Below are 21956 nucleotides of genomic sequence, written 5' to 3'. Positions count from 1 at the left end.
ACTTTTCTGTTTCCCATTTAACGCTTAAAAACTATCATAGATAGCATGAGATTTTTTGATTTTTGTGCAGGAATTGGTACAGGGCGTATGGGTCTTGAAAATATAGGACTGCAATGTATCGGTTTTTCTGAGATAGATATAGATTCAGAATATACTTATCAAGCATTTTTTGGGCAGGCAGAAAAAAATTACGGGGATTTAATGGAAATTAACCCCAATGATTTACCTGACTTTGAGCTGATGATTGCAGGATTTCCATGCCAGTCTTTTTCCATTGTGGGGCAACGAAAAGGGATAGAAGATGATCGAGGGCAAATCATTTATGGTCTGATTAATATCATGAAAGCAAAGCATTTGCCCTATTTTATTTTAGAAAATGTAAAAGGATTGATGAACCACGATAGGGGGAAAACGTTCACTATCATTTTAAATGATCTCAATCAAGCCGGTTACCAAGTTTATCACCAAGTGCTCAATAGCATTGATTATGGTATCCCACAAATGCGAGAGCGGATTTATTTAATAGGTATTAGAAAAGACTTGGTAACCCATCAATTGTTTTCATGGGCAGAGCCAATCGATTCACCTAATTTACGAAATTATTTAATCGATGGCATAGAGATAGAGCTTAATGAAAAAAATAAAACCTATCAAACCTTCTTAAAGTATTTAAATAATAAATACAATCAAGGGTTATTCACTATTGAGCAACTATGCTCAGAGGATTATCTAGTTTTAGACACCCGCCAATCTGATTTAAGGTTATATAAGAACAAAATACCCACACTCCGCACAGGGCGCCATGGCATTTTATACACTCGAGAAGGAAAATTGAGAAAACTATCTGGCTTTGAGTCCTTATTACTACAAGGGATTCCAAAATATTTGGCTGAAAGAGTAAAAGGAAAAATTTCAGATAGCCGTTTACTAAGCCAAGCAGGCAATGCCATGACAGTGAGCGTTATAGAAGCTATTGGTTGTAGTGTACTTAACTATACTCGCTATTATGGCTAAAAAAGATTTAATCGCTCTTGGCTCTCAAACAGCAAAAAATGGATTTAAAAATGAAAACGATATTGTACAAAAGTTTAACAATTGGCAAAAAGATGAAGATACTCAAACATGGCTAGGAATAATGGGCTATGTCGTAGTAGAGATTGAAAAGGTCATTGCAATAAAATTGCATGGCTATAAAACCGATGTGCAAGTACAAATCACCATTTATTTAAAACAAGCCATTGCTGCAGAGAATTTATCCATAAAATTAGTGAGTAACCCACAGGGATTTAACCAAATAGATAAGAGGTGGATAGATAAATATACTGCACTTTGGGAAATGCCAGAAGATATTACAAGAATTCTAAAATGCTTTACTGGTGAAATTCCTCCGATAAAATCAGGCTGCCGAGATAAAAGACGGATGTTTTTAAATGAAATGGATGAAGCAGATCAAAATAAAATCATTGATTGTTTTAATAAAGATAAATTTTAATTGTTTCAGATCTTTTAAAGGGTAGGGGGAAATTTTCAGCAGGGTGGATGTTAGTTGCACTTGTGATCAATGAGGAAAGTCGCTGGGCTTTAAAATCAATTAATCATGCTATGTATGAATACCTTTGGCAATGGGCCTGTGAAAATTACCAAACAAGGTAGTCTAAAAATTGGAAACATTACGATGCAACGAAAAAGGGGAGATGAAGGGCGAGATATAGCTAAAATGCTACAATTTAGAATTAATCCTGTAATGCTTTTTGGAGATTAAATGAAGTAAGGGTATCATTTAAACAAATACCCTTACTCTTTCTCTGAAATACTTATTTTTTTCCTATTTATTTGGATTAATATGATCTGTCCATTTATCCATGGTAGTCACTGGATGAATATTGCCTGTTTGAGTAGGGGCAAGGATCTCAAAGAATTCCAGCATAGTTTGGTAATCTTTAGCTTGGACGGTAATATAATACGTATGTTCTGTGGCAGCTACATAGGCACTTAGAATTTTTACCCCATTTTTTTCCGCCTGTTTCCGTCCTGCCCAAAAATCATTGAGCATAGTAGCCCCTTCTTTGCTCCTGCCGGGACAATTTTCAGGGGTATGGGTCCAATGCGCCATAAATATCATTCCATCATCACTTGCCATAACTTACCTCCATCTAATAAGAATTTTCTGTCTACTACAATAAATTCCATTGTACCTAATTAATATAATTCGGGTATAATGATGGATAATTTATATGGTGAGCGTAGCTCAATAGGTAGAGCATAGGATTGTGATTCCTGTGGTCGTGGGTTCGATTCCCATCGCTCACCCCACCTTCAATGACTTTGGGCCATTAGCTCAATTGGTAGAGCAGCTGACTCTTAATCAGTAGGTTCAAGGTTCAAGTCCTTGATGGCCCACCAAATAGATGCATTTTCTTCTTATTTCTATCTAATAAAACTAGCGGGAAAGTATTTCAAGCTAAATAATCATCCATAAGCGTACTATTTTATAGAAGGAAAATTGAAGTTTAGGGTTTGAGGAGGAATAAATAAGGAAAGATGGCTTTCTTAGGTGAGTTTACAGGAACTATGATCTTGCCAGCAAAAATTCTCAGACTCTCAGGTACATCTGTGTTTGGTACCCATTAATAGATAACTGATCCATAGACTAGATTAATATTTAAAACTGTAATTATAAAAGTAAATAATATTTCTTTTATTGTCATAAAATAATGCTCCATAAAGAAAAAACTTCCTTGTGTAAAAAAATAAAATCTTTCCTTGAAAGATAAAAATTATGTACTATCCTTAAGGGTTATAATAATTAAAAATTATCACTTAAATTAAAATAATAGCATTTTTTTATTTTTAATCGTGTAATTAGTAAGCTCTTAAAGTATGTAAAGGAGCTCTTTTCCTACAAATAAGTTACTTCGCACTTAATGAATCCAGTTTATTCTGAGACTCATTTTAAAACCCCCTTTTATATAACAAATTGGGCTAATGAGTTTGCAATTATTACCGCTTACGCTACTACGGGGGAAATATGGACTAAGGAAAGAAATAATAGGGCGGATAAAAACCTTTGGAGTGAATTACAAAAGCAATCAGATTGGATAAAGAGGGTGACAGGTTACTCGCCTACTAGCGGGCATGCAGAACCGGGCTGGGCTGCAGAGATAAGTTTTGATATTGCCTGTAATATGGGGCAGTTATTTTATCAAGATGCGATTTATTATGTAGAAAATGATCAGCTTTATATAAGCTTTTGTGATCATAGACGCTTTAAGGTATTGATAGGGGATTTCCGATCTAGAGTAAGCTATAAAAACAGTGCTAAGGAGTACTCAAAACGTTTGAATGCTCCTTAGCGCATAGGATATGGAGAGTAGTATTTCTTAGATTACTTGATAAATTCAAATAAAGCTGGGTTAAACCAACTCCTTCCTTCACGAGAAGCTAGCAACTCAGCAGTTTCCGGCCCCCACGTACCAGCAGAATAATTAGGAAAGCTGACTGCTTGATTATTCTCCCAAACATCAAGGATCGGCATTAATAACTCCCATGCTGCCTCCACTTGATCTGATCTCACAAAAAGAGTGGCATCATTTCGCATAATATCCCATAGGAGGGTTTCATAGGCGTCAGGAGAAGGTGCTTTAAAAGAATCACTATAACTAAAACGCATATCTACAGGACGTAAAACCAGTTCTTGCCCCGGTTGCTTTGCTAAAAACTTAAGAATAATTCCCTCATCGGGTTGCAGCCTAATTATTAGTTGAGCAGGCCGTGCATTTAATCCTGCAGAAGCAGGAAAGGCTTGATGAGGTACATCCCTAAAACGAATTGAAATTTCTGAAACTTTAGCAGATAGTCTCTTTCCTGTGCGCAGGTAGAAAGGCACACCTTGCCAGCGCCAATTATCCACATGAAGTTGCAAGGCGCAATAAGTTTCTGTATTTGAATTAGGGTTAATCCCTTCTTCTTCTCGATAACCTACTACTTTAGCACCATTAACCCAGCCGATTCCATATTGACCGCGAGCGGCATAGCGATTTACTTGATCTTTTGAAATAGGTCTCAGTGAATGCATCACCCCCATTCTACGATCTCGAATGTCATCTGCACTAAAAGTAACTGGTGGTTCCATCGCAACTAAACACAAGAGTTGAAGTACATGATTTTGTACCATATCTCGCATCGCACCTGCTGTTTCATAGAAAGCAGCTCGGTGTTCCACCCCTAAAGTTTCAGCTACAGTAATAGTAACACTATCAATATAGTTTCGGTTCCAAATAGGTTCAAAAATAGGATTTGCAAAACGGAAAGCAAGGATATTTTGCACATTCTCTTTACCAAGAAAATGATCAATACGATAAATTTGCCTTTCCTTGAAATAGGTTCTTAATACACAATTAATTTCATTAAAAGTTTCTAAACTGCGACCTAAAGGTTTTTCTACAACAATTCTTGAATATTCCCGATCTCGAGAAAGACCTGCAGTACCTAACCCTTTAGCAATGCCTGAGAATAGAAACGGTGGTGTAGCAAGATAAAAAATTTGTTCTTTGTGTTGATGATGCCCCCAAGCTTTATTTTGCTTTGCAATAAGATCTGCCAACTCATCATAACAAGGTTGAGCAGTAATATCTCCTTTATGATAATGAATCAATTGCAAAAAAGACTGCCAAGTATCCTCGCTACAAGATCCGTAGCGAGAATATTGTTGTATGCTTTCCCGATAGTGTTCTGCTAGGGATTTATCCGTATAATCTTGATGATCCACCCCAATAATTGCGAATTGTTCTGGGAGATGCTTACCCACATGGAGATTAAATAGTGCCGGAATAATTAATCGCCAAGAGAGATCGCCACCTGCACCAAACAGTACAAAGACTGTAGGTGGGTGTTGGGCATTAGAATCCTTAGAATTCATAATTTACTCCGTGGTAGACCATTGAATATGGAAAGTACCTTCCTGATCTACCCGTTCGAAGGTATGGGCTCCAAAATAATCCCGTTGTGCTTGAAGTAGATTGGCAGGTAATTGAACACTGCGGTAGGTATCGTAATAACTTAATGCAGAAGTAAACCCTGGAATGGGTAATCCCCAAGGAGTTGCGGTAGTAATTACCTTGCGTATATTTTCTTGGGTATTAGCTATCTTAGCACCGTAATCCGTATCTAGAATTGGGTTAATTAGATCTGGGTTATTTTGATAAACATTGCGTAAATCCTTTAGTAGTTGGGAGCGGATAATACACCCTTCACGCCAAACTGCTGCGACTGTTTCTAACACTAATCCATAATCATAAGCTTTGTTAGCAACTTGAAGTAGGTGGATACCTTGAGCATAAGTAAGCATCATTGCCCCATAAAGTGCATTGCCTAGCTCAGCAATAAATGCAGTTTTATCCCCACTAAAGGAGATATTAGATTTAGGTCCTGCTAACTTTTGGCTTGCCTGTAGCCGTTGATCTTTAGTAGATGAAAGTACTCGTTGAGTAACTGCTGCATCAATGACAGGAGTAGGAGCTTGTAAGGTTAAACTCTCCTCTGAAGTCCAAAGGCCTGTTCCTTTTTGGTGTGCTGTATCTAAAATTTTAGGAAGGATATAACCATCACCTAAAGGATCTTTTTGCACTAACACATCGGCAGTAATCTCCATGAGGAATCCGCCCATGGGACCTTTGGTCCATTTTTTATAGATTTTATGGAGCTCTTCTAAATTTAAACCAAGCCCACGATGCATAATATCGTAGCTTTCAGTAATCAACTCCATTAAACCATACTCAATACCATTGTGTACCATTTTTACATAGTGACCTGCAGCACCTCTACCTAACCAGCCTACACAAGGCTCTCCATCTGCTTTTGCTGCTGCTGCTTCTAGTATAGGTTTTGCATGTTCCCAAGCAGTACGATCTCCACCGGGCATTAAGCTAGGGCCGTGACGAGCACCTGATTCACCACCAGAAATACCCATCCCCATAAAATGGATATTTTTCTTTGCTAATTCATCAACCCGACGATTAGTATCCTTAAAAAAAGAATTGCCCCCATCAATCATAATATCACCTGCTTCAAGGTGTGGGGCAAAATCACGAATAACTGCGTCCACAGGGGCTCCTGCAGGCACAAGCATCAAAATAGTTCTTGGCTTTTTTAAAGCGACAATGAATTGGGTAATATCGTTATAAGCATTGACTTTATTTGGATCGGAAAGCTGCTCTTGTGCCATATTTGTAAGATGAGATCCTTTGCTAGAGTCCCGATCATAGGCGACTACCGTAAATCCATTTTCAGCAATGTTCAGACCTAAATTGGCTCCCATTACACCCAGACCTACAATACCAATATCTGCCGATGCTTTTTGTGTTTCAGCCATATTTCTCAACTCCAATTAATATTATTGCCTTGCTTTAAATATGTATTAATAGTGTATTATTAATACATATTTAATCCTATCAGATAAGTTTAACCCTTAGGTTACAAAAAGCAACCTAAGGGTTCAAGGTAGTTTGATTTTTATCCCCTAAAAAAGGGGATGGCAGGTTATTTTAACCGAGAGTGATCGGATACCCTGTGGTTATATCTAATTCTGATTGATAGAGATTATCTCCTTCTATTTGAACCTTTAAAGTAAGTGGCCAATTTCCCTCTTCAGGTACTTCCAATACGCCTCCATAAACCCCTGGCTTTACTTCTTTAGCATCCATACGAATTTGTTGCCTAGATTCACTATCTTGAGATGATATCTGAATCCTAGCATTCTCTACAGGGTGGCTCTCTTCATCTTGAAGATAAATCACCATGATATTTTTACCTATAGTAGCTTGCTTTGATTTCAAAGCTACTTTAAAGCGATAGGGACCTATATATGCTGATTCACTTTTTGCTGAAGATTTGCTGGAAGAAGAAATTTGTTGATTATGAATTGTATCTTTTTCTGATTCTGAATTTTTAATTGGAGAGATGATATAACCCTTTGCAGGCTTGTTAACAATATGTACCTCATCTCCTTCTAGTAAGGCAGCACTTGGATTATCTACAATCCGATCGGTTTTAGAAACTCCTTCAATTTGGAATGTTGTAGGATAAATTCTTTTAATTTTAATAGGTTTAAAATGAATACGGTTATCGTCAGTTACTACTGCGACAGTGGCTCCATCTTCTACAAACACCATAGAAGTACTAGGAAGAATAAGTGCCCCTTTATGGGTAGGGGCACTGATACGTACGGTAGCGTACGTACCTGGCCAGAGTATATGATCCTTATCATCATTATAGATAACGAATTCAGTAATAGCAGTACGGGTACTGATATCGAACCCTTCAGCACTGGTTAGAAATTTAGCTTTGAATTGTTGATCAGGGAACTGAGGTACCATCACATCAGCAGTAAGTCCTGGCTTAAGAAAGGGACCAAATGCTTCTGGGACACTGACAAAAAGTCGCATTTTACGAATATCAGCAACTGTAAAAATATTGACCTCACTGTTTTCCCCTTCCTTTAAACTTAAACTTCCTGTTTCGTTTACATAGTCTCCAATATTGACATTGCGAGCAATTACTACCCCATCAAAAGGAGCGATGACGTGTTTAAACTGTCTTCTTGCTAAGATATTTTCTCGTGCCTGCTTCGCTCTTTTTAGTTCTGCTTCTTTTACTTTTTCATTGGCTTGTTGGACAGTAACTGACTGAATAGAGACTGCATGAGTAGTTCCTAAGTTTACATAACGATCTTTAGTTACCACAGCAAGATTATATTGAGCTTCTTTTGCTGCCACCTCTGCTTCTGCCATTCTATATTCTGCATCAATCATTGGGGTATTTAAGATAGCTAATAAATCTCCCTTTCTAACTTTAGCTCCATAATCGGTATACCACTCTTCTACGTAACCTGCTACTCGAGCATAAATAGGTGCTTGATGCCAGGCCATAAAGTTACCCGGTAACTCAATAGTTTCTTCGGGCTGCGCAGGAGTAGGATAAAGTACTGTTACTGCAGGAGTTGCCATCTCAAGGGTTTCCTCTCGCATGGTAACTGCTTCTTTTTTAGCATTTAGTACTCGATAGCCTATGTAAATGCCAAGAACTAAAACAATAACAATAATCAGGATCTTATTACGCCAAGATCCATCTATACTAAGATTCTTATTCATGAATTATTCTCCTGATTGGGTAGCTGCAGAGTGCCGATGGTAAATAATGGCATAAACGCATGGTACGAAAATTAAAGTAAAGATAGTGGCTAGCGTTAAACCACCAATCACTGCTCGTCCTAGAGGGGCATTTTGTGAATTACCAGTTGCCATAGGAATCATACCTGCAATCATAGCAGATGCAGTCATTAATACTGGACGGAATCGGGCAACGCCAGCCTCAAGTGCAGCTTTAATTGCCTCACCGTGCATTTCAATTCGTTCACGGGCATAAGAAACTACTAAAACTGAGTTTGCAGTCGCTGTGCCCATAGTCATAATAGCCCCAGTTAAGGCAGGTATTGAAATGTTGGTATGAGTAAGGAAAAGCATCCAAGCGATCCCCCCTAAAGCACCGGGTAGTGCAGTAATAATAATGAAGGGATCAACCCAAGACTGGAAATTCACCACAACCAGTAAATAAATTAATACAATTGAAGCAACCAGACCAATAATCATTTCTTTAAAAGCATTTTCCATCAGGATGGCTTGACCTTCTATTTCTACTGCCGCACTACGGGGGAGGTCCTCTTTCATATCATTAACAATTTCTCGTACTTCTTCTAGAGTAGAGCCTAAATCTCGCCCTTCTGGAGAAATATAAATATCGAATAAAGGCATAATATCTGCATGAGTAATTACCCCAGGAGTACCAATAGGGCTTACCGTACCCACATTCCCTAGCAGCTGTAATTTATTGCGTCCTTCTTTACCTTCATTACTTTGAGTAGGTACTGCTAATAACTGGTTAACTTCCTTAAGTTTAGGTTGAGGGATACGGACATTAATCGGGTAAGCCATTCCTGTAGCCCTATCTAACCAGAAATTTAAGTCAATTTGATAACTACCTGCAGTAGCAATCAACATATTGTCGCCGAAATCTTTTTGATGAATATCTACGCCAAGCCCAAAAGCTCGATTTGATTCAACCAATAGAGTAGGGGTATTCATAGTCTGTTGGATCACCACATCTCGTGCTCCTGGAATATTTTTTAGTCGACCATGGAGTTTGCGTACATATTCAAAATTATTTGCTTGATCAGGACCATTGATTTGTACATCAATAGGTGCAGGGGAACCAAAATTAAGAATCTTTCCTGTTAAATCTGAAGGCTGAAAAGTAAATTCACTTCCTGGATAAAGCTTTGTCAGCCCCTCACGTAATATCTCCCTAAACTCCCAAATGGGGGATTTTGGATCGGTTAGTGACATGGTTACATCACAATCTTGAGATCCAATGGTAGGGGTTGGGATAAATGCAAGGTTATGAGGACCTACCGGTAATCCACAGTTATTAATAATATCTTTAACTTTACCGGGAAGTAGTCTTTTCTTAATATCTTCTGCGATTAAAGCTGAAACTCGGCTTGAAACTTCAATTCGAGTGCCCAGAGGAAATCGGATGTGCATTTGCATGGAATCGGATTTAACTTCAGGAAAGAAATCCCGTCCATTAAAAGCATATAAAACCCAAGAACCTAAAGCAAACGATAGCATGACCACTACGGTGAAATTACGCCGTGCCATCGCTTTTTCAAGTAAGCTACCATAACTATCACGAAAACGATTAAAACCCTGATCAATGCTCTGTCCAATTTGAGCAAAAAACCTCTTTGGTTTCTTTTTCTGATCCTGATCCCGATCAGGTACATCTTTCGCAAAATGAGTCCCTCCAATATTATGGAGGGCTTCTTCCTCCGTTTCCTTTTCTGTTAACTCATAAACTTCTTGGGCAGATTTATCAATTTCTGGGTGATCAGGGTGGGGATGATTTCCAGGAGCATTTGGATCATGGAGAATATATTTTGCCATGGTCGGCACTAGAGTATAGGAAAGGAAAAAAGAAGCTAACATAGCGTAAATTACTGCTTTTGCCATGGGACCAAATAAAAATCCAGAAACGCCGCTTAGTCCAAATAGAGGAAGCCAGACAATCCCAATAGCCAGTGTTGCGACAAAAGTAGGTAGGAGAATCTGTCTCGTTCCATCAAGAATTGCAGTTTCTAAAGGCTTACCCATATGGATATGGGTATCCATGTTTTCAATAACTACCGTAGCATTATCTACCAGCACCCCTACGGATAAAGCAAGCCCCCCTAAGGTCATCACGTTAATGGTTTCCTCAGTTGCATGAAGGGCAATTAAGGCACTTAAAATAGACAGAGGAATTGTAGTAGCGATAATAACCGTAGGTCGCCATGATCCCAGTAGTACCAGCACAATAGTACCGACTAAAGCAGCAGCAATAACAATTTCATGAACCACATCATCAATTGATTCTTTTACGAATGCAGAGGCATCGTTTACTAACTTAACCTGTACACCTTCAGGTATTATTGATTCAATTCTAGGAATAGCTTTTTTTATCCCTTCAACAACAGATAAAGTGGAAGCCTCACTACTTTTCATCGCTACAATCATCACCGATTGTTTGCCATCTACAATCACTGCATTTTGTTGCACATTTCCCATGAGGTTAACACTTGCTACATCCCGCAAGTAGACATAGTTATTCCCCTTTCGTTTCAGCGGAATTTTTTCATAGTCTTCAATAGTCAACACTGAGGAGTTGGTAAGTACTACCCAATCTTTTGAGTAGATCTTCATATCTCCCCCAGGAAGCACTAAATTTTGGCGATTGACTGCTTCATGGACATCTGCAGGAGTTAAGTGACGGGCAAGGAGTTTTTCCCGATCAATGGCAATGCCTACCGTCATATTTTTTCCTCCATAAGGGGCAGGAAGTATGGTTCCTTCTACTGTAACCAATAAGGGGCGAATCCGCATCACGGAAAGATTATATAAATCTGAAGGTGATAAGGTATCTGAGGTCACCTGCAGAGTAGCCACTGGAACCGATGAAGGTGCCAATTTCATTACCATAGGTGGAGAAATATCGGGCGGTAAGAAATTAACCACTGTATTACCTATAGCCGTAATATCCGCTTCAGCCTGTGCTGGATCTACTTCATCTTGTAGAAAGATATTAACAATACTACTACCAAAATAGGAATGGCTATGAATATATTTAATTCCTTCTACAGTAGAGGTTAAAAATCGTTCGAAAATATAAGTGATACGTCCCTCAATATCTTGTGGTAGCATTCCACTGTAAGCCCACACTACCGAAGTGACTGGAATTTTAATATTTGGGAAGATATCGGTGGCTGCTTTAAGTACCGACTGAACCCCAAGGATAATAATTAAAATAGAGAGAACAACAAATGTATAGGGTTTTTTTAAGGCAATGACAACGAGTTGATTCATAATAGTTTCTTAATCTACATATAATATATAAGTCAGAAAATAGATTATATTTTTGGATATATCACAAAATTGAGTCTACTGTTATGATGAAAAATTATGGATTAACCTCTTTAGCGGCAGGCTGTTCCCGTCTTAAGATAGTCCCCTGATCAGAAATTTCCTCCCTTTGTTGTACTGCTTTGTGCACCGCATTATTAGGAGAGATAGGGGCAGGATGGGAAAGATCACTATAAGCCTTGTTATAGTCTCCACCTTTAGCAGCAGGTACTTTTACATCACCCGCTTGAGGAGCCTTATCTAAGTCAGTGTATTGCAGGACTTCCATAGGCTGTATTTCTTTATCTGTAGGCAACCCATTGCGATTCCATCCCCCACCTAGAGAGCGTACAAGCCTTACCGTAGATTGAGCCATTCTTGATTTTGCATCTACCAAATTAATGCGAGAGTCTAGGGTTTGGATTTGTGCAAGGAGTAAGTCAAGACTGCTAGCTAGTCCGCCAGTGTAAAGACTTGCAGTTAGATTTTGGGTTTCAACTGCTGCTTTTACTGAATCTTCTAATTTTTTCATCTCAGCAGTAATTAGGGTAGTTCTACTGAGATCATTTTCCACTTCTCGAAACGCATTTAACACAGTGGAGCGATATTCATCAACCGTTTGTCGATAAGCAGACCAAGTTTGTTGTACTTGAGCACGGCGATAACCTCCATTAAAAATAGGTAAGGTAAGCTCTAAACCATAGGACCAAAGACTACTTGCTACTTGAAATAAATTAAACCCTCCTTCAAACCCGCCTAGCATATTAAAATTTACATGTGGATAAAAAGCAGCACGAGCGATACCAATCACTCGGTTTGCTTGTGCCATTTTGCGCTCAGAGGCCGCTATATCTGGTCTCCGCTCAAGTAAGGTAGATGGAAAATGGGTAGGTAATTTAAAATCAATATTAGGAAATTGTTCTATAGAATTGATAGAAAAAGTAGAAGGTGATTGATTGACTAATACGGCAATGGCATGTTCCGTAACTTGCCGCTCCCTACGAACAGCTAGCTGCCTTGCCTCAGTACTGTATAATAAATATTGGGTACGGGTAATATCAATTCTTGGAGCAAGAGCACCGACAAATCTATCTGTAACAAGATTAAGTAATTTTTTATAGTAATCAATAGATTGATTGTAAATAGCCTCTTGTCCATCTAAACCACGCAATAAATAGTAATTACTTGCAAGTTCAGCTTGTATACCTAGACGTACTAAAGCATAAGCAGCGGCTAGTTCTTCAGCGTGATAAATCTCAATTCTGGTTCTATTACGAATTCTTGAGAAAAAATCAGGCTCCCATCCTGCTCCTCCAGTGAACAGAGAAGTACCCATTTCGGAATTTTCCCCTATACCTCGCCATAGGGCATCATCAGATTGTCTATTACCTGATGCATCAAATCCCCAACCTATTTGAGGTATGAGTTTGGAGTAACTTTTCATCATCATATCCCGAGCTTGCATAAACCGCTCAGCGGCAGCATGTAAGTCTGGATTAGCCTCCATCGCTTGAGCCTCAAGCTCATCTAATGTGGGATCTTCATAGAGTTTCCACCAGTCAGGGCGTATTTCTCCATCAGAAGGATTAGCTTTAGCAAATGGACCAGCCCCTCTCCAAGAGTCCGGAAGAATAAATTCTTCAGGTTTATAACCAGGTGCTAAATCTATACTCATAGCACCATTGATGCAACCAGTTAAGAAAAGTGCAGATAAGAATATGCAGCTATTCTGAATAAAGATGCGAAAATTAGAAAAGCAAGATATTAAAATATGAACTTTTTGATATCTTTTCCTATCGTAAGTATTGTGTCTACTCATAGTTTTAGTTTTTTAATAGTTAAAGTGAGCAAATCAACTTGAGTCTGCGAAGCAGTAGATATTTACATTTCTCCTTATAAGTGGGGTGGAATAAAACGAAAGGTCCGTTGCCTTCCATCTTGAGAAGACATTTGAACTGTTGAGGGGGATTATTTTTAATGCGTTTCAAAGCTCAAAGCTCTTTATTGATAAAAGCTACTAAAAGAATAAGGGCTAGGTCACTAGCCCTTGAAATTTTGTTTTTATAAGGTAGGAATTATATTGCTAGTTAAGTCGTATCGGTATCTTCATCTAAACCTTCTACAGCAATATTATTATCAATAATACCTTTTGCCATAGCTTCTGCATCTATTAACTCATTATCATAGATGTTCGTTTTATATTCTTGGGTAGAATAATCAGCAGAAGAGCTAATAAGCGGCTGTGCTTTTTCACTTACATGGATATGAATAATAGCAGAGAGCCCAAGACGGAGAGGATGCTCTAAGAGCTCTTCTCTTGGGAACCCAATACGTACAGGTACACGTTGGACAATATGAATAAAGTTACCTACTGCATTATCTGGAGGCAATAAGGCAAATACTGCTCCAGTTCCAGGGACGATACCTTCAACAGTACCATGATAGGTATGACGGTCTCCGTATGTATCTATATATACCAGCACAGATTGACCAGGGCGAATTTGGCGTAACTCAGTTTCTCGTATGTTTACATCTACCCAGACGTGATCTAAGGGTACAATAGTTAAGAGTAGGTTGCCCGGCATCACTCGATCTCCTACTTGCCCTTTACGTTTTGCAACTAATCCAGTAGAGGGTGCGTAAAGATTTTGCCGTACATATTCAAGGTAGGCACTAATCATCTCATTTTTAGCTGTAATAACTGAAGGGTGCTCACGTATGGTAGTTTTTCCTACTTGAGAAACGATTGCATCCAGTTGGGATTGAATTTCCATGACATCTGCCTGCAGTGAATTCATGTTATCCACTGCATTTTGGAGGATTTGTTTAGAAATTGCTCCGCTAGGTAGCGCTTTACGGTAACGGATAACGTCATGGCGTACTAATGCAAGCTGTGCTGATCGAGACTGTAGTCTTTGCTCCACCTCTCGTCTTTGAGCAAAAAGGCCAGCAACTTTACGCACTGTTTCTCCAAGCCTACCTTGGGTACGACCTAAGTCAGCTTGTGCTACGTGGGCATCTAAAGTAATTAGCAAATCACCTTTTTTTACAATTTGAGTTTCTTCAGTTAATACTTGCGTAATAATTCCATGGGCTTGTGCCTCTAAGGGAATAAGATTACCAGTTACGAACGCATTGTCTGTCCATACCCAAAAGCGTGCATAAAACCACCAGTAGCCTGCATAAATAATTGCAATAGCCAGTATAGTTAGGGTAAATAGCCCTAATCTACGATTACGCCTAGCACGAATTGCCTTGGGGTGAATTCTAGAGGGTGTTGTACTCATGTTTAAAACCAATAATTAACCAAATTTTTACTAATTTTCTGCAGTTACTTCTATATGATTACTATGCTCATTAGCATTATTCCCTGCCATTTCCTCTCTTCTTTTTTTCGCTTTCATTCTTATACGACGCTTTGGCTTAGTTGTTTCTTTAACGTTTTGTGTCTGTCGCTTATTATTTTTTTGTTTAGCCGATTTTTTATTATTTTGTGCTTGCTGTAAATCGTTCTTCCCTTTATTGCTAGTTTTCTCAGGGTTTTTTATTTTATGTTGAGCAGCCTTAATTTCCTCAGGCTCTTCTTTAGAGGAATTATCTCTCGTATCTTTACCTCCAGGATGTCCGTAGGCAAGATCTTTAGTCTTTTCATCAATATAGTAAGGATAACCCCCACCTAGTGATTCAATTACTTCTACCATAGCAGAGAGTTCATCAGACTCAATACCCCGTAGCTCATATTGTTGATTGAGTACTGCATACTGTTGTCTTAAGGCGTCCCGTCTATCATTTAACCCAGTTTGTAGTCGTACTTGGCTTAAATGCCAATCCCCACGGACAGAAACTAATAATCTATGGTGAGCTTCAAGAATTTTCCGGGTTTGATGCCATGCACTTAAACTTTCTGCAATTTGCCTTAGTGCCTCAAGCAAAGTGTCATTATAGGTTTCTACCGCATTATCATACTCTGAGCGTTGTGCACCTAATTCTGCTCGGAGACGACCTCCTTCAAACCAAGGGATACTAAAGGTAGGACCACCACCATAAGCCAATGAGCCTTTATTAAAAAGTGCACCAGGAAAAGCACCAGCCCCCCCTGCAGCACTTATTACAGTCAAGGCATTAATCCCAGCAAAGCTTTGTAATTCAATGGTAGGTAAGAACCTAGTTTTAGCCACTTCTATCATCTTCGCGGCAGCTTGAGCACGAAACATAGCTGCTGATAGATCTGGGCGATGAGTTAAAAGCCCACTGGGTATAGTATCAGGTAAGGGGATACCTTGTGGAATGGTAGCTGTTGAATTAATAAATAGTTTTTCCCCTGCATCAGGGCCACTTCCTATCAATTTAGCAATCATGTACTGGTAGAATTCTAGTAAATCTTTGGTTCCAGCTTCTCGCTTGTTTTCATTTTCTAGCTCAGTAGCTGCCTCCATCACTGATCTAAAATCATCAACCCCTAACTGCACTCTAATTTTAGCAAGCTGTAAAAGCTCCTTTCTAATTCCTATCATTTTATAAACCAGTTGGAGCTGCTGATAGGTAGCCAGTCCATGGAACCAAGATCGGGCAATACCGGTAGTTAATTCCAAACGTACTTGGGCTTTTTCTGCCATTTCAGCTAGAGAACGACCCAGTGCCGATTCCATTAAGGAGCGATTTTTGCCCCAAAAATCCAATTCATAACGAAACCCAATAGGATTAATCACACCTAAATCAAAAGTGATTCCCGCAACGCCTGGATTTAACGCAGCAAAAACACCATGCTCTGAAAGTCGCTCTGCTGTATATCCTGCTTCTGCTTCTAAAAATGGTAACAGTGCCGCTCCTTGGACTTTGACGATAGAATCTGCTGCTTGAAGCCGTTCGTGTGCTGCTTTAAGTCCTGGGTTATCTGCAAGTGCTTTTGCAATCAGCTCATTGAGCTCTTGACTTTTAAATTCTTCCCACCAATGATCTTTTGGCCAATCAGGAAAGGTTTTATCCACATGACGCTCATGGAGAATAGTTTCTTTTATCTCTGAGGGTACTAAGAATTTAGTATGCGGGTTACCTTTAGGTAACCAAGCACATCCGCTTATTAAAGCGATACACACCATAATTAAAATAGCAGATAACTTCAATCGTTGTTGAAATTGAAAGTAAACGTTAACGTTAAGGCGTGTATACATAGCTTTTAATTGATAAGTTGTGCTGATCTTTGCATGTTATTTTTTTGCTTTATTTCAGTACTGGTTCCTTGAGTATCAATATAATAGGGATAACCTCCTCCTAATGCTTCAATGAGGCTAACCATAGCAGTAAGTTCATCAGATTCAATAACCCTTAAATTAAACTTCTGATCTAATACATTATATTGGTGCTCTAAGGAATCTCGACGATCATCTAACCCTGTTTGCAGATTAACTTGACTTAAATACCATCCTCCTTTTACTGAAACGAGAAGACGGTGCTGAGATTCCAAAGCTTTCCGGGTTTGATGCCAAGTATTTAAACTTGTTGCAATTTCTTTTAATGCGTTAAGCAATGTATCATTATAAGTTTCTACTGCACTGTTATATTCAGCACGCTGCGTTTCTAGTACCGCTCGAAGTCGACCTCCTTGAAACCAAGGTAATCTGAGCTCAATACCCCCTCCGTAGGATAAACTAGGTTTTGAAAATAAAGTGCGTGGCAATGCTCCTGTATCTTCAACAAGTGTTGTTGCATTAATGCCAGTGAAACTACGTAAATCAATGGTAGGTAAAAACTGTATCTTAGCTATTTGAACTGTTTTTGCTGCTACTTGAGCACGGAACATAGCCGCTGCTAAATCAGGACGATGGGCTAAAAGACTACTAGGTATAGTATTAGGTACAGAGATACCTTGAGGAGTAGTAACTGTTGAATCGATAAAAAGATTCTCTCCTGCATCCGGACCATGACCGATTAATTTAGCGATTATATATTGATAAAATTGAAGTAAATCTTTAATTTCAGCTTCTCGTTTATTAATTTCTTCAAGATTAACCGCTGCCTCTACTACCGATCTAAAATCATCAATTCCTAGTTGTACTCTAATTTTAGCCAGATCTAAGAGGTTTTGACGAAGGTTTATCATCTCATAGAGCAAATTTAACTGCCGATAAGTAGCTAACCCCCGAAAATAAGCACGGGCAATGGCTGTTGTTAGGGTTAATCGCATATGGGCAAGTTCTGCTTCCATAGCCATTGTTTGGCCTAATGCTTCTTCTACCCGGGCACGATTTTCTCCCCAAAAATCTAGTTGATAGCGCAATCCTATAGGATTTATTTCACCTAAAGTAATTGTTTCTCGTTCACCATCGGGTGGATTAAATTCAGTGTCGAACCCACCGCCTAAATCAGATCCAAAATCTCCCCCTATACCTGGATCAAATTCAATGTCTCCCCCCGGCAAGGGGTTTACTCCAACTGCAGAAGTAGCCTCAACTAGGCGTTCTGATTTGAATTCTGCCTCTGCCTCTAAGAAGGGAAGTAGTCTCGCACTTTCAACCCGTACTATCGCATTAGCCACCTGTAATCGTTCAGCGACTGCTCTAAGTCCTGGATTATCTGCTAGTGCAATATCAATAAGATCATTTAATTCTGAGTTTTTAAATTCTTCCCACCAATGATCCCGTGGCCAGTTTGGAAAAACTTCTTCTCTACGGTGATTTCGGGCAATCGTATTTCTTATTTCAGATGGTTCCATATATTGAACTTGATATTTTTTTGCTGGAATCCAACCGCATCCATCAGTCAGTAATATGCAACCCATAATCAGGCAGAAATAATTTCGTACATTTTCTAATGTGGCTTGAGTAAACATCAATTAATCAGTGACTTCTGCAGTTTCTATTTTTTCCTCAAGCAACTCTTCTTGAATAGGAGTGGGTGGGATTACAGGAGGTTTATTAGCAGGAACAAACCAAACTAAAGTGGCTAATCCGATTAAAGTAAAAGATCCAAGTAAAAATGCATCTGCTACCGTTAAAACTCCAGCCTCTTCATGGATTAACCTGCCAGCTCTTGCAATAATCGATGCTTGATCTAGCCCTAATTTCTCAAGTTTCTCAGAAAATTGTTCTAATACATCATAGGAAGCATATTGTCTGCCCCCAAAATGATTTGCTAAATGGAGCTGATGATAAGGAGTACGACGATACTCTATAATCCCATCAGAAACAATTCCTAAACCTCCAAAGGCGATTCGAAACATGTTAATGGTTTCTGCCGCTCGTATCAGTTGAACATTGGATAATCCTCGAAGTGCAATGGCTGTTAGCGGACCCATATAGGAGAAAAAGAAAATTCCCATAAAGAAAACAGGCCAAAAAGTTTGCTCATACCACCCGGGTTGGTCATACATACCTAACCAATAACATGTAGCTGCAAACCCCAGTAAACTTAAACATGCAAGTAGCCGCGGATCTATATATTTACTAAACAATGCTACGCCTACTGCTGCTGGTACCGTCAGGAGTAAAAGGGGGAAAATCTCTTGTCCTGCAAGGGTAGATGTATATCCCATGATCGTTTGAAGCCGAAGGGTAAGATAGGAAAATAATCCTTGGGCTGCAAAAAAACCTATAGATACACCGATTAATCCTATAACAAATGTACGTCGCTTAAACAAGCTTAAATCTATAATAGGGTGGCGCTGGCCGCTAGTCCAAATAATGAAATAAGGGAATATAATTAAGACTAAAATAAGAACACGGCGGAGAAATGGAGATTCAAACCAGTCAAAATCATTTCCCATATTGATTAATGCTTGAATTCCGTAGGCTAAAGCGGCGAAGAGTAGAAATCCTACAAAATCAAATGGGCGGTAAACTCGATGAAATCCTCGATCATATAATAAAGCACCTATTATTCCTGCAGGAATAAGAGCAATAAATCCATTGATATAAAATAAGTAACGCCAATTGACTTCATCAGCTAGCCAACCTCCTATAGGAGGACCCATGCCAAAAAGTACAACGCTAAGTATCCCCCAAATAATTACACCGGTTATCTTGGATCGAGCAGGATACTCATTGAGCATTAATTCTTGACCTAAGAGTAAACTAATACCTGCACAAAGTCCAAGTAAAATTCGGCTATACATGAACTCTAGATAGCCTGGGCTAATGGCACAAAAATAACAAGTAACCGCAAGTATTAACATAGAGACGATATAGACTCGATAATTTCCATATCGCTCTGCTAAGACACGACCCACTGGAAAACCAAGTGTCATCGCAAGGAAGAAATAAGTTTGGGACCAAATAACAAAACTAACGAATGTTCCTTCTAGATCTCCAGCAGTATGAGGCTCAATTGCAAGATAGGTAGGTGCCATAAAAGCTGCTGAAATATTTCCAACACCGAGGGCAAAGTTGAATAAAACAAAGCGCCAACCACGGAGTCTTCTAGAAAAAATTGCTGTCAATTTAGCCATATTTTATATTTTTATGTAAGAGTGATAACTAATTAAATCAATTAGTTACTCATTATTTTTTATATTTGCTATTTACTATATTTTTAAAATTTAAGAATATAGTTAAACATTTGAATAAAAGCAAGTATCTTATAGGGCTATATTAAAAAAATAATATATAGGAGTATCTATTGCCAATTCAGGCTATATCACTCCTATATTATATGTTAAGAGGAAAGGAGTAGAAGTTAAATCTTAATTAGTTATTTTATTAACAACCTCTGCTTCATCGGCAACTCCTATTTCTTCTTCTACTAACTCTTCTTGATTCACTAGAGGTACAGATGGTTTATTAGAAGGTACTAACCAAATAAAAGCAGCAAGCCCTATAAGCACATAGGATCCAATTAAGTAAGCATCTGCCATTGCTAAAATATTTGCTTCCTGCACTATTAACCTACCTGCTCTTGCAGCGATTGCCCTTGGAGCCATTCCAATTTTTTCAAGTTGATCGGAGAACTGCTCAAGTACATCATAAGAGGCGTATTGTCTGCCTCCAAAGTGATTAGCTAAATGGAGCTGATGATAAAATTCCCGGCGATAGAGAATAATACCTTGGGAAGTAATCCCCATCCCGCCGAGTGCAATTCGAAACATATTGAGCATTTCTGCAGCCCTTAATAGCTCTAAATTAGAAAGCCCTCGGAGAATAATGACTGTCAGCGGTCCTAAAAGAGCAGCTAAGAAAAACCCCATGAAAAAGAGGGGCCAAAAAATTTGCTCATACCAATCTGCTCGATCGTACATACCGATCCAATAACATACCGCAGAGAAACCAAGTAAGCTTAAACAAGCAAGTAATCTCGGATCTACATATTTACTAAATAGTGCCATTCCAATAGCTGTTGGGATGGCTAAAATCACCATAGGTAAAAACTCAAGACCAGCAAGGGTAGATGAGTAATCCATCAAGGTCTGAAGCTGAACTGTCATTAAGGAAATTAATCCTTGAGCAGTAAAAAACCCTAATAGGATACTGATCATTCCAATGGTAAAAGATCGGTATCTAAATAAATTTAAATCAATAATAGGATGGCGCCTATCCTTAATCCAAATAATAAGGAAAGGGAAGGCAATTAGGGTAAGAATGAGTATGCGGCGGACAAATGGAGATTCAAACCAATCAAAATCATTACCTAAGTTTAAAATATTTTGGACCCCATACATTACGGCTGCATATAGAAGAAAGCCTACAAAATCGAATCGATGATAAATGCGGTGAAATCCACGATCGTATAATAAAGCACCAACAAGCCCTGCAGGAATAAGAGCTAAAAACCCATTAATATAAAATATATAGCGCCAATTGACCTCATCAGCAAGCCAGCCGCCTACAGGTGGGGCAATCCCAAAGGGGATAAGACCTAAAATACCCCAACCAATGACCCCTAAAATCTTTGTTTTAGGAGAGCATTCATTTAAGATAAGCTCTTGGCCTATCAGGAAAGTAATCCCACCAGAAAAGCCAAGTAAAATCCGACTATATAAAAATTCTAGATATCCGGGGCTAATTGCACAGAAGTAAGAGGCAACTGCAAATACTAAAAAAGAAACGATATAAACCCGGTAGGCTCCATAGCGCTCAGCAAGGGTACGACCAATTGGAAATCCAAGAGACATTGCAAGCATAAAGTTTGTCTGAGACCAAGCCATAAAACTTACAAAGGTTCCTTCTAAATCACCAGCAGCATGAGGCTCGATGGCAAGATAGCTTGGTCCCATAAAAGCCACAGATATATTTCCAAGGCTTAGAGCAAAATTAAAAAGTACAAAACGCCAGCCACGAAGGTGCTTAGAGAAGACTATTTTTGACTTAGCCATACTTCCCTTCTGTATAAATCAGAGTTGACGACTTACGCTTCACAATAACTGCAAGCATCCATGCACATCTGCTCGCTGCGTATTTCTTGCTTCAACCCAGCCCTAAGCCCTACCTATGTTAGGTAAAATTCAGGTGTGTATGCTAGTCCACAAATCCTAACTAC

General features: G+C 38.9%; 14 protein-coding genes, 2 tRNA genes and 1 pseudogene. 6 read left to right on the top strand and 11 right to left on the bottom strand.

What is annotated here, in order from left to right:
* Window positions 1–45: 45 nt before the first annotated feature.
* The 3 genes and pseudogenes from dcm (at window position 46) to OOL07_RS06120 (ending at window position 1762) form a co-directional block, all read left to right on the top strand.
* A complete protein-coding gene (gene dcm, locus OOL07_RS06135; protein ID WP_264695636.1) occupies window positions 46–1014 on the top strand; it encodes a DNA (cytosine-5-)-methyltransferase in 969 nt (322 codons plus the stop codon).
* Window positions 1007–1653 (top strand): annotated as a pseudogene (locus OOL07_RS06130) (PDDEXK family nuclease). The gene dcm and the pseudogene OOL07_RS06130 overlap by 8 nt, the downstream one beginning before the upstream one ends.
* Complete coding sequence (locus OOL07_RS06120; protein ID WP_264695633.1) at window positions 1631–1762, top strand: hypothetical protein; 132 nt, start codon at window positions 1631–1633, stop codon at window positions 1760–1762. Before OOL07_RS06130 ends, OOL07_RS06120 begins: the two are co-directional and overlap by 23 nt.
* Before the next feature lie 63 nt (window positions 1763–1825).
* Here OOL07_RS06120 and OOL07_RS06115 read toward each other — a convergent pair whose 3' ends face one another.
* Window positions 1826–2140, bottom strand: a complete 315-nt coding sequence (locus OOL07_RS06115) for a DUF3303 domain-containing protein (protein WP_264695632.1) — start codon at window positions 2138–2140, stop codon at window positions 1826–1828.
* 97 nt (window positions 2141–2237) lie between these two features.
* Here OOL07_RS06115 and OOL07_RS06110 point away from each other — a divergent pair.
* From OOL07_RS06110 to OOL07_RS06100, 3 genes are all read left to right on the top strand, one after another.
* A tRNA-His gene (locus OOL07_RS06110) sits at window positions 2238–2313 on the top strand.
* 14 nt (window positions 2314–2327) lie between these two features.
* Window positions 2328–2403: transfer RNA gene (locus OOL07_RS06105), tRNA-Lys, on the top strand.
* Window positions 2404–2924: 521 nt separating this feature from the next.
* Window positions 2925–3353, top strand: a complete 429-nt coding sequence (locus OOL07_RS06100; protein ID WP_264695631.1) for a DUF3293 domain-containing protein — start codon at window positions 2925–2927, stop codon at window positions 3351–3353.
* 32 nt (window positions 3354–3385) lie between these two features.
* On the opposite strand, the gene zwf is transcribed toward OOL07_RS06100, so the two are convergent.
* The 10 genes from zwf to OOL07_RS06050 all read right to left on the bottom strand — a co-directional run bounded on the left by zwf (window position 3386) and on the right by OOL07_RS06050 (window position 21792).
* Window positions 3386–4918 (bottom strand): glucose-6-phosphate dehydrogenase, encoded by a 1533-nt coding sequence (gene zwf, locus OOL07_RS06095; RefSeq protein WP_264695630.1) that lies wholly within the window; start codon window positions 4916–4918, stop codon window positions 3386–3388.
* Window positions 4919–4921: 3 nt separating this feature from the next.
* Window positions 4922–6370, bottom strand: coding sequence for an NADP-dependent phosphogluconate dehydrogenase (gndA, locus tag OOL07_RS06090; RefSeq protein ID WP_264695629.1), 1449 nt, complete (start codon window positions 6368–6370; stop codon window positions 4922–4924).
* 172 nt (window positions 6371–6542) lie between these two features.
* Window positions 6543–8147, bottom strand: coding sequence for an efflux RND transporter periplasmic adaptor subunit (locus OOL07_RS06085; protein WP_264695628.1), 1605 nt, complete (start codon window positions 8145–8147; stop codon window positions 6543–6545).
* A gap of 3 nt (window positions 8148–8150) precedes the next feature.
* Window positions 8151–11453 (bottom strand): efflux RND transporter permease subunit, encoded by a 3303-nt coding sequence (locus OOL07_RS06080; protein ID WP_264695627.1) that lies wholly within the window; start codon window positions 11451–11453, stop codon window positions 8151–8153.
* Between the two features lie 94 nt (window positions 11454–11547).
* The gene (locus tag OOL07_RS06075; protein WP_264695626.1) at window positions 11548–13308 is read right to left on the bottom strand and encodes an efflux transporter outer membrane subunit; all 1761 of its coding nucleotides are present in this window, start codon (window positions 13306–13308) and stop codon (window positions 11548–11550) included.
* Between the two features lie 268 nt (window positions 13309–13576).
* Complete coding sequence (locus OOL07_RS06070) at window positions 13577–14776, bottom strand: HlyD family secretion protein (RefSeq protein ID WP_264695625.1); 1200 nt, start codon at window positions 14774–14776, stop codon at window positions 13577–13579.
* Window positions 14777–14806: 30 nt separating this feature from the next.
* Window positions 14807–16660 (bottom strand): efflux transporter outer membrane subunit, encoded by a 1854-nt coding sequence (locus OOL07_RS06065; RefSeq protein WP_264695624.1) that lies wholly within the window; start codon window positions 16658–16660, stop codon window positions 14807–14809.
* A 5-nt stretch (window positions 16661–16665) separates the two neighbouring features.
* Window positions 16666–18318, bottom strand: coding sequence for a TolC family protein (locus OOL07_RS06060; RefSeq protein ID WP_264696351.1), 1653 nt, complete (start codon window positions 18316–18318; stop codon window positions 16666–16668).
* A 3-nt stretch (window positions 18319–18321) separates the two neighbouring features.
* Window positions 18322–19932 carry an MFS transporter gene (locus OOL07_RS06055; RefSeq protein WP_264695623.1) on the bottom strand — a complete coding sequence of 537 codons (1611 nt, stop codon included), beginning with the start codon at window positions 19930–19932 and terminating at the stop codon, window positions 18322–18324.
* A gap of 234 nt (window positions 19933–20166) precedes the next feature.
* The gene (locus OOL07_RS06050) at window positions 20167–21792 is read right to left on the bottom strand and encodes an MFS transporter (RefSeq protein WP_264695622.1); all 1626 of its coding nucleotides are present in this window, start codon (window positions 21790–21792) and stop codon (window positions 20167–20169) included.
* Between the last annotated feature and the right edge of the window lie 164 nt (window positions 21793–21956).

Origin of the sequence: Candidatus Nitrosacidococcus sp. I8 (assembly GCF_945836005.1) — a bacterium.
In the GTDB taxonomy this organism is placed as follows: Bacteria; Pseudomonadota; Gammaproteobacteria; order Nitrosococcales; family Nitrosococcaceae; genus Nitrosacidococcus.
This window is presented reverse-complemented; position numbering and strand designations above follow the sequence as displayed.

Excerpts from the sequence above, each read along its gene's own strand:
- OOL07_RS06070 (WP_264695625.1), bottom strand. The coding sequence starts at position 14,776 with ATGAGTACAACACCCTCTAGAATTCACCCCAAGGCAATTCGTGCTAGG.
- gndA (WP_264695629.1), bottom strand. The coding sequence starts at position 6,370 with ATGGCTGAAACACAAAAAGCATCGGCAGATATTGGTATTGTAGGTCTG.
- OOL07_RS06115 (WP_264695632.1), bottom strand. The coding sequence starts at position 2,140 with ATGGCAAGTGATGATGGAATGATATTTATGGCGCATTGGACCCATACC.
- OOL07_RS06075 (WP_264695626.1), bottom strand. The coding sequence starts at position 13,308 with ATGAGTAGACACAATACTTACGATAGGAAAAGATATCAAAAAGTTCAT.
- OOL07_RS06055 (WP_264695623.1), bottom strand. The coding sequence starts at position 19,932 with ATGGCTAAATTGACAGCAATTTTTTCTAGAAGACTCCGTGGTTGGCGC.
- OOL07_RS06060 (WP_264696351.1), bottom strand. The coding sequence starts at position 18,318 with ATGTTTACTCAAGCCACATTAGAAAATGTACGAAATTATTTCTGCCTG.
- OOL07_RS06065 (WP_264695624.1), bottom strand. The coding sequence starts at position 16,660 with ATGTATACACGCCTTAACGTTAACGTTTACTTTCAATTTCAACAACGA.
- dcm (WP_264695636.1), top strand. The coding sequence starts at position 46 with ATGAGATTTTTTGATTTTTGTGCAGGAATTGGTACAGGGCGTATGGGT.
- OOL07_RS06050 (WP_264695622.1), bottom strand. The coding sequence starts at position 21,792 with ATGGCTAAGTCAAAAATAGTCTTCTCTAAGCACCTTCGTGGCTGGCGT.
- zwf (WP_264695630.1), bottom strand. The coding sequence starts at position 4,918 with ATGAATTCTAAGGATTCTAATGCCCAACACCCACCTACAGTCTTTGTA.
- OOL07_RS06085 (WP_264695628.1), bottom strand. The coding sequence starts at position 8,147 with ATGAATAAGAATCTTAGTATAGATGGATCTTGGCGTAATAAGATCCTG.
- OOL07_RS06100 (WP_264695631.1), top strand. The coding sequence starts at position 2,925 with ATGAATCCAGTTTATTCTGAGACTCATTTTAAAACCCCCTTTTATATA.
- OOL07_RS06080 (WP_264695627.1), bottom strand. The coding sequence starts at position 11,453 with ATGAATCAACTCGTTGTCATTGCCTTAAAAAAACCCTATACATTTGTT.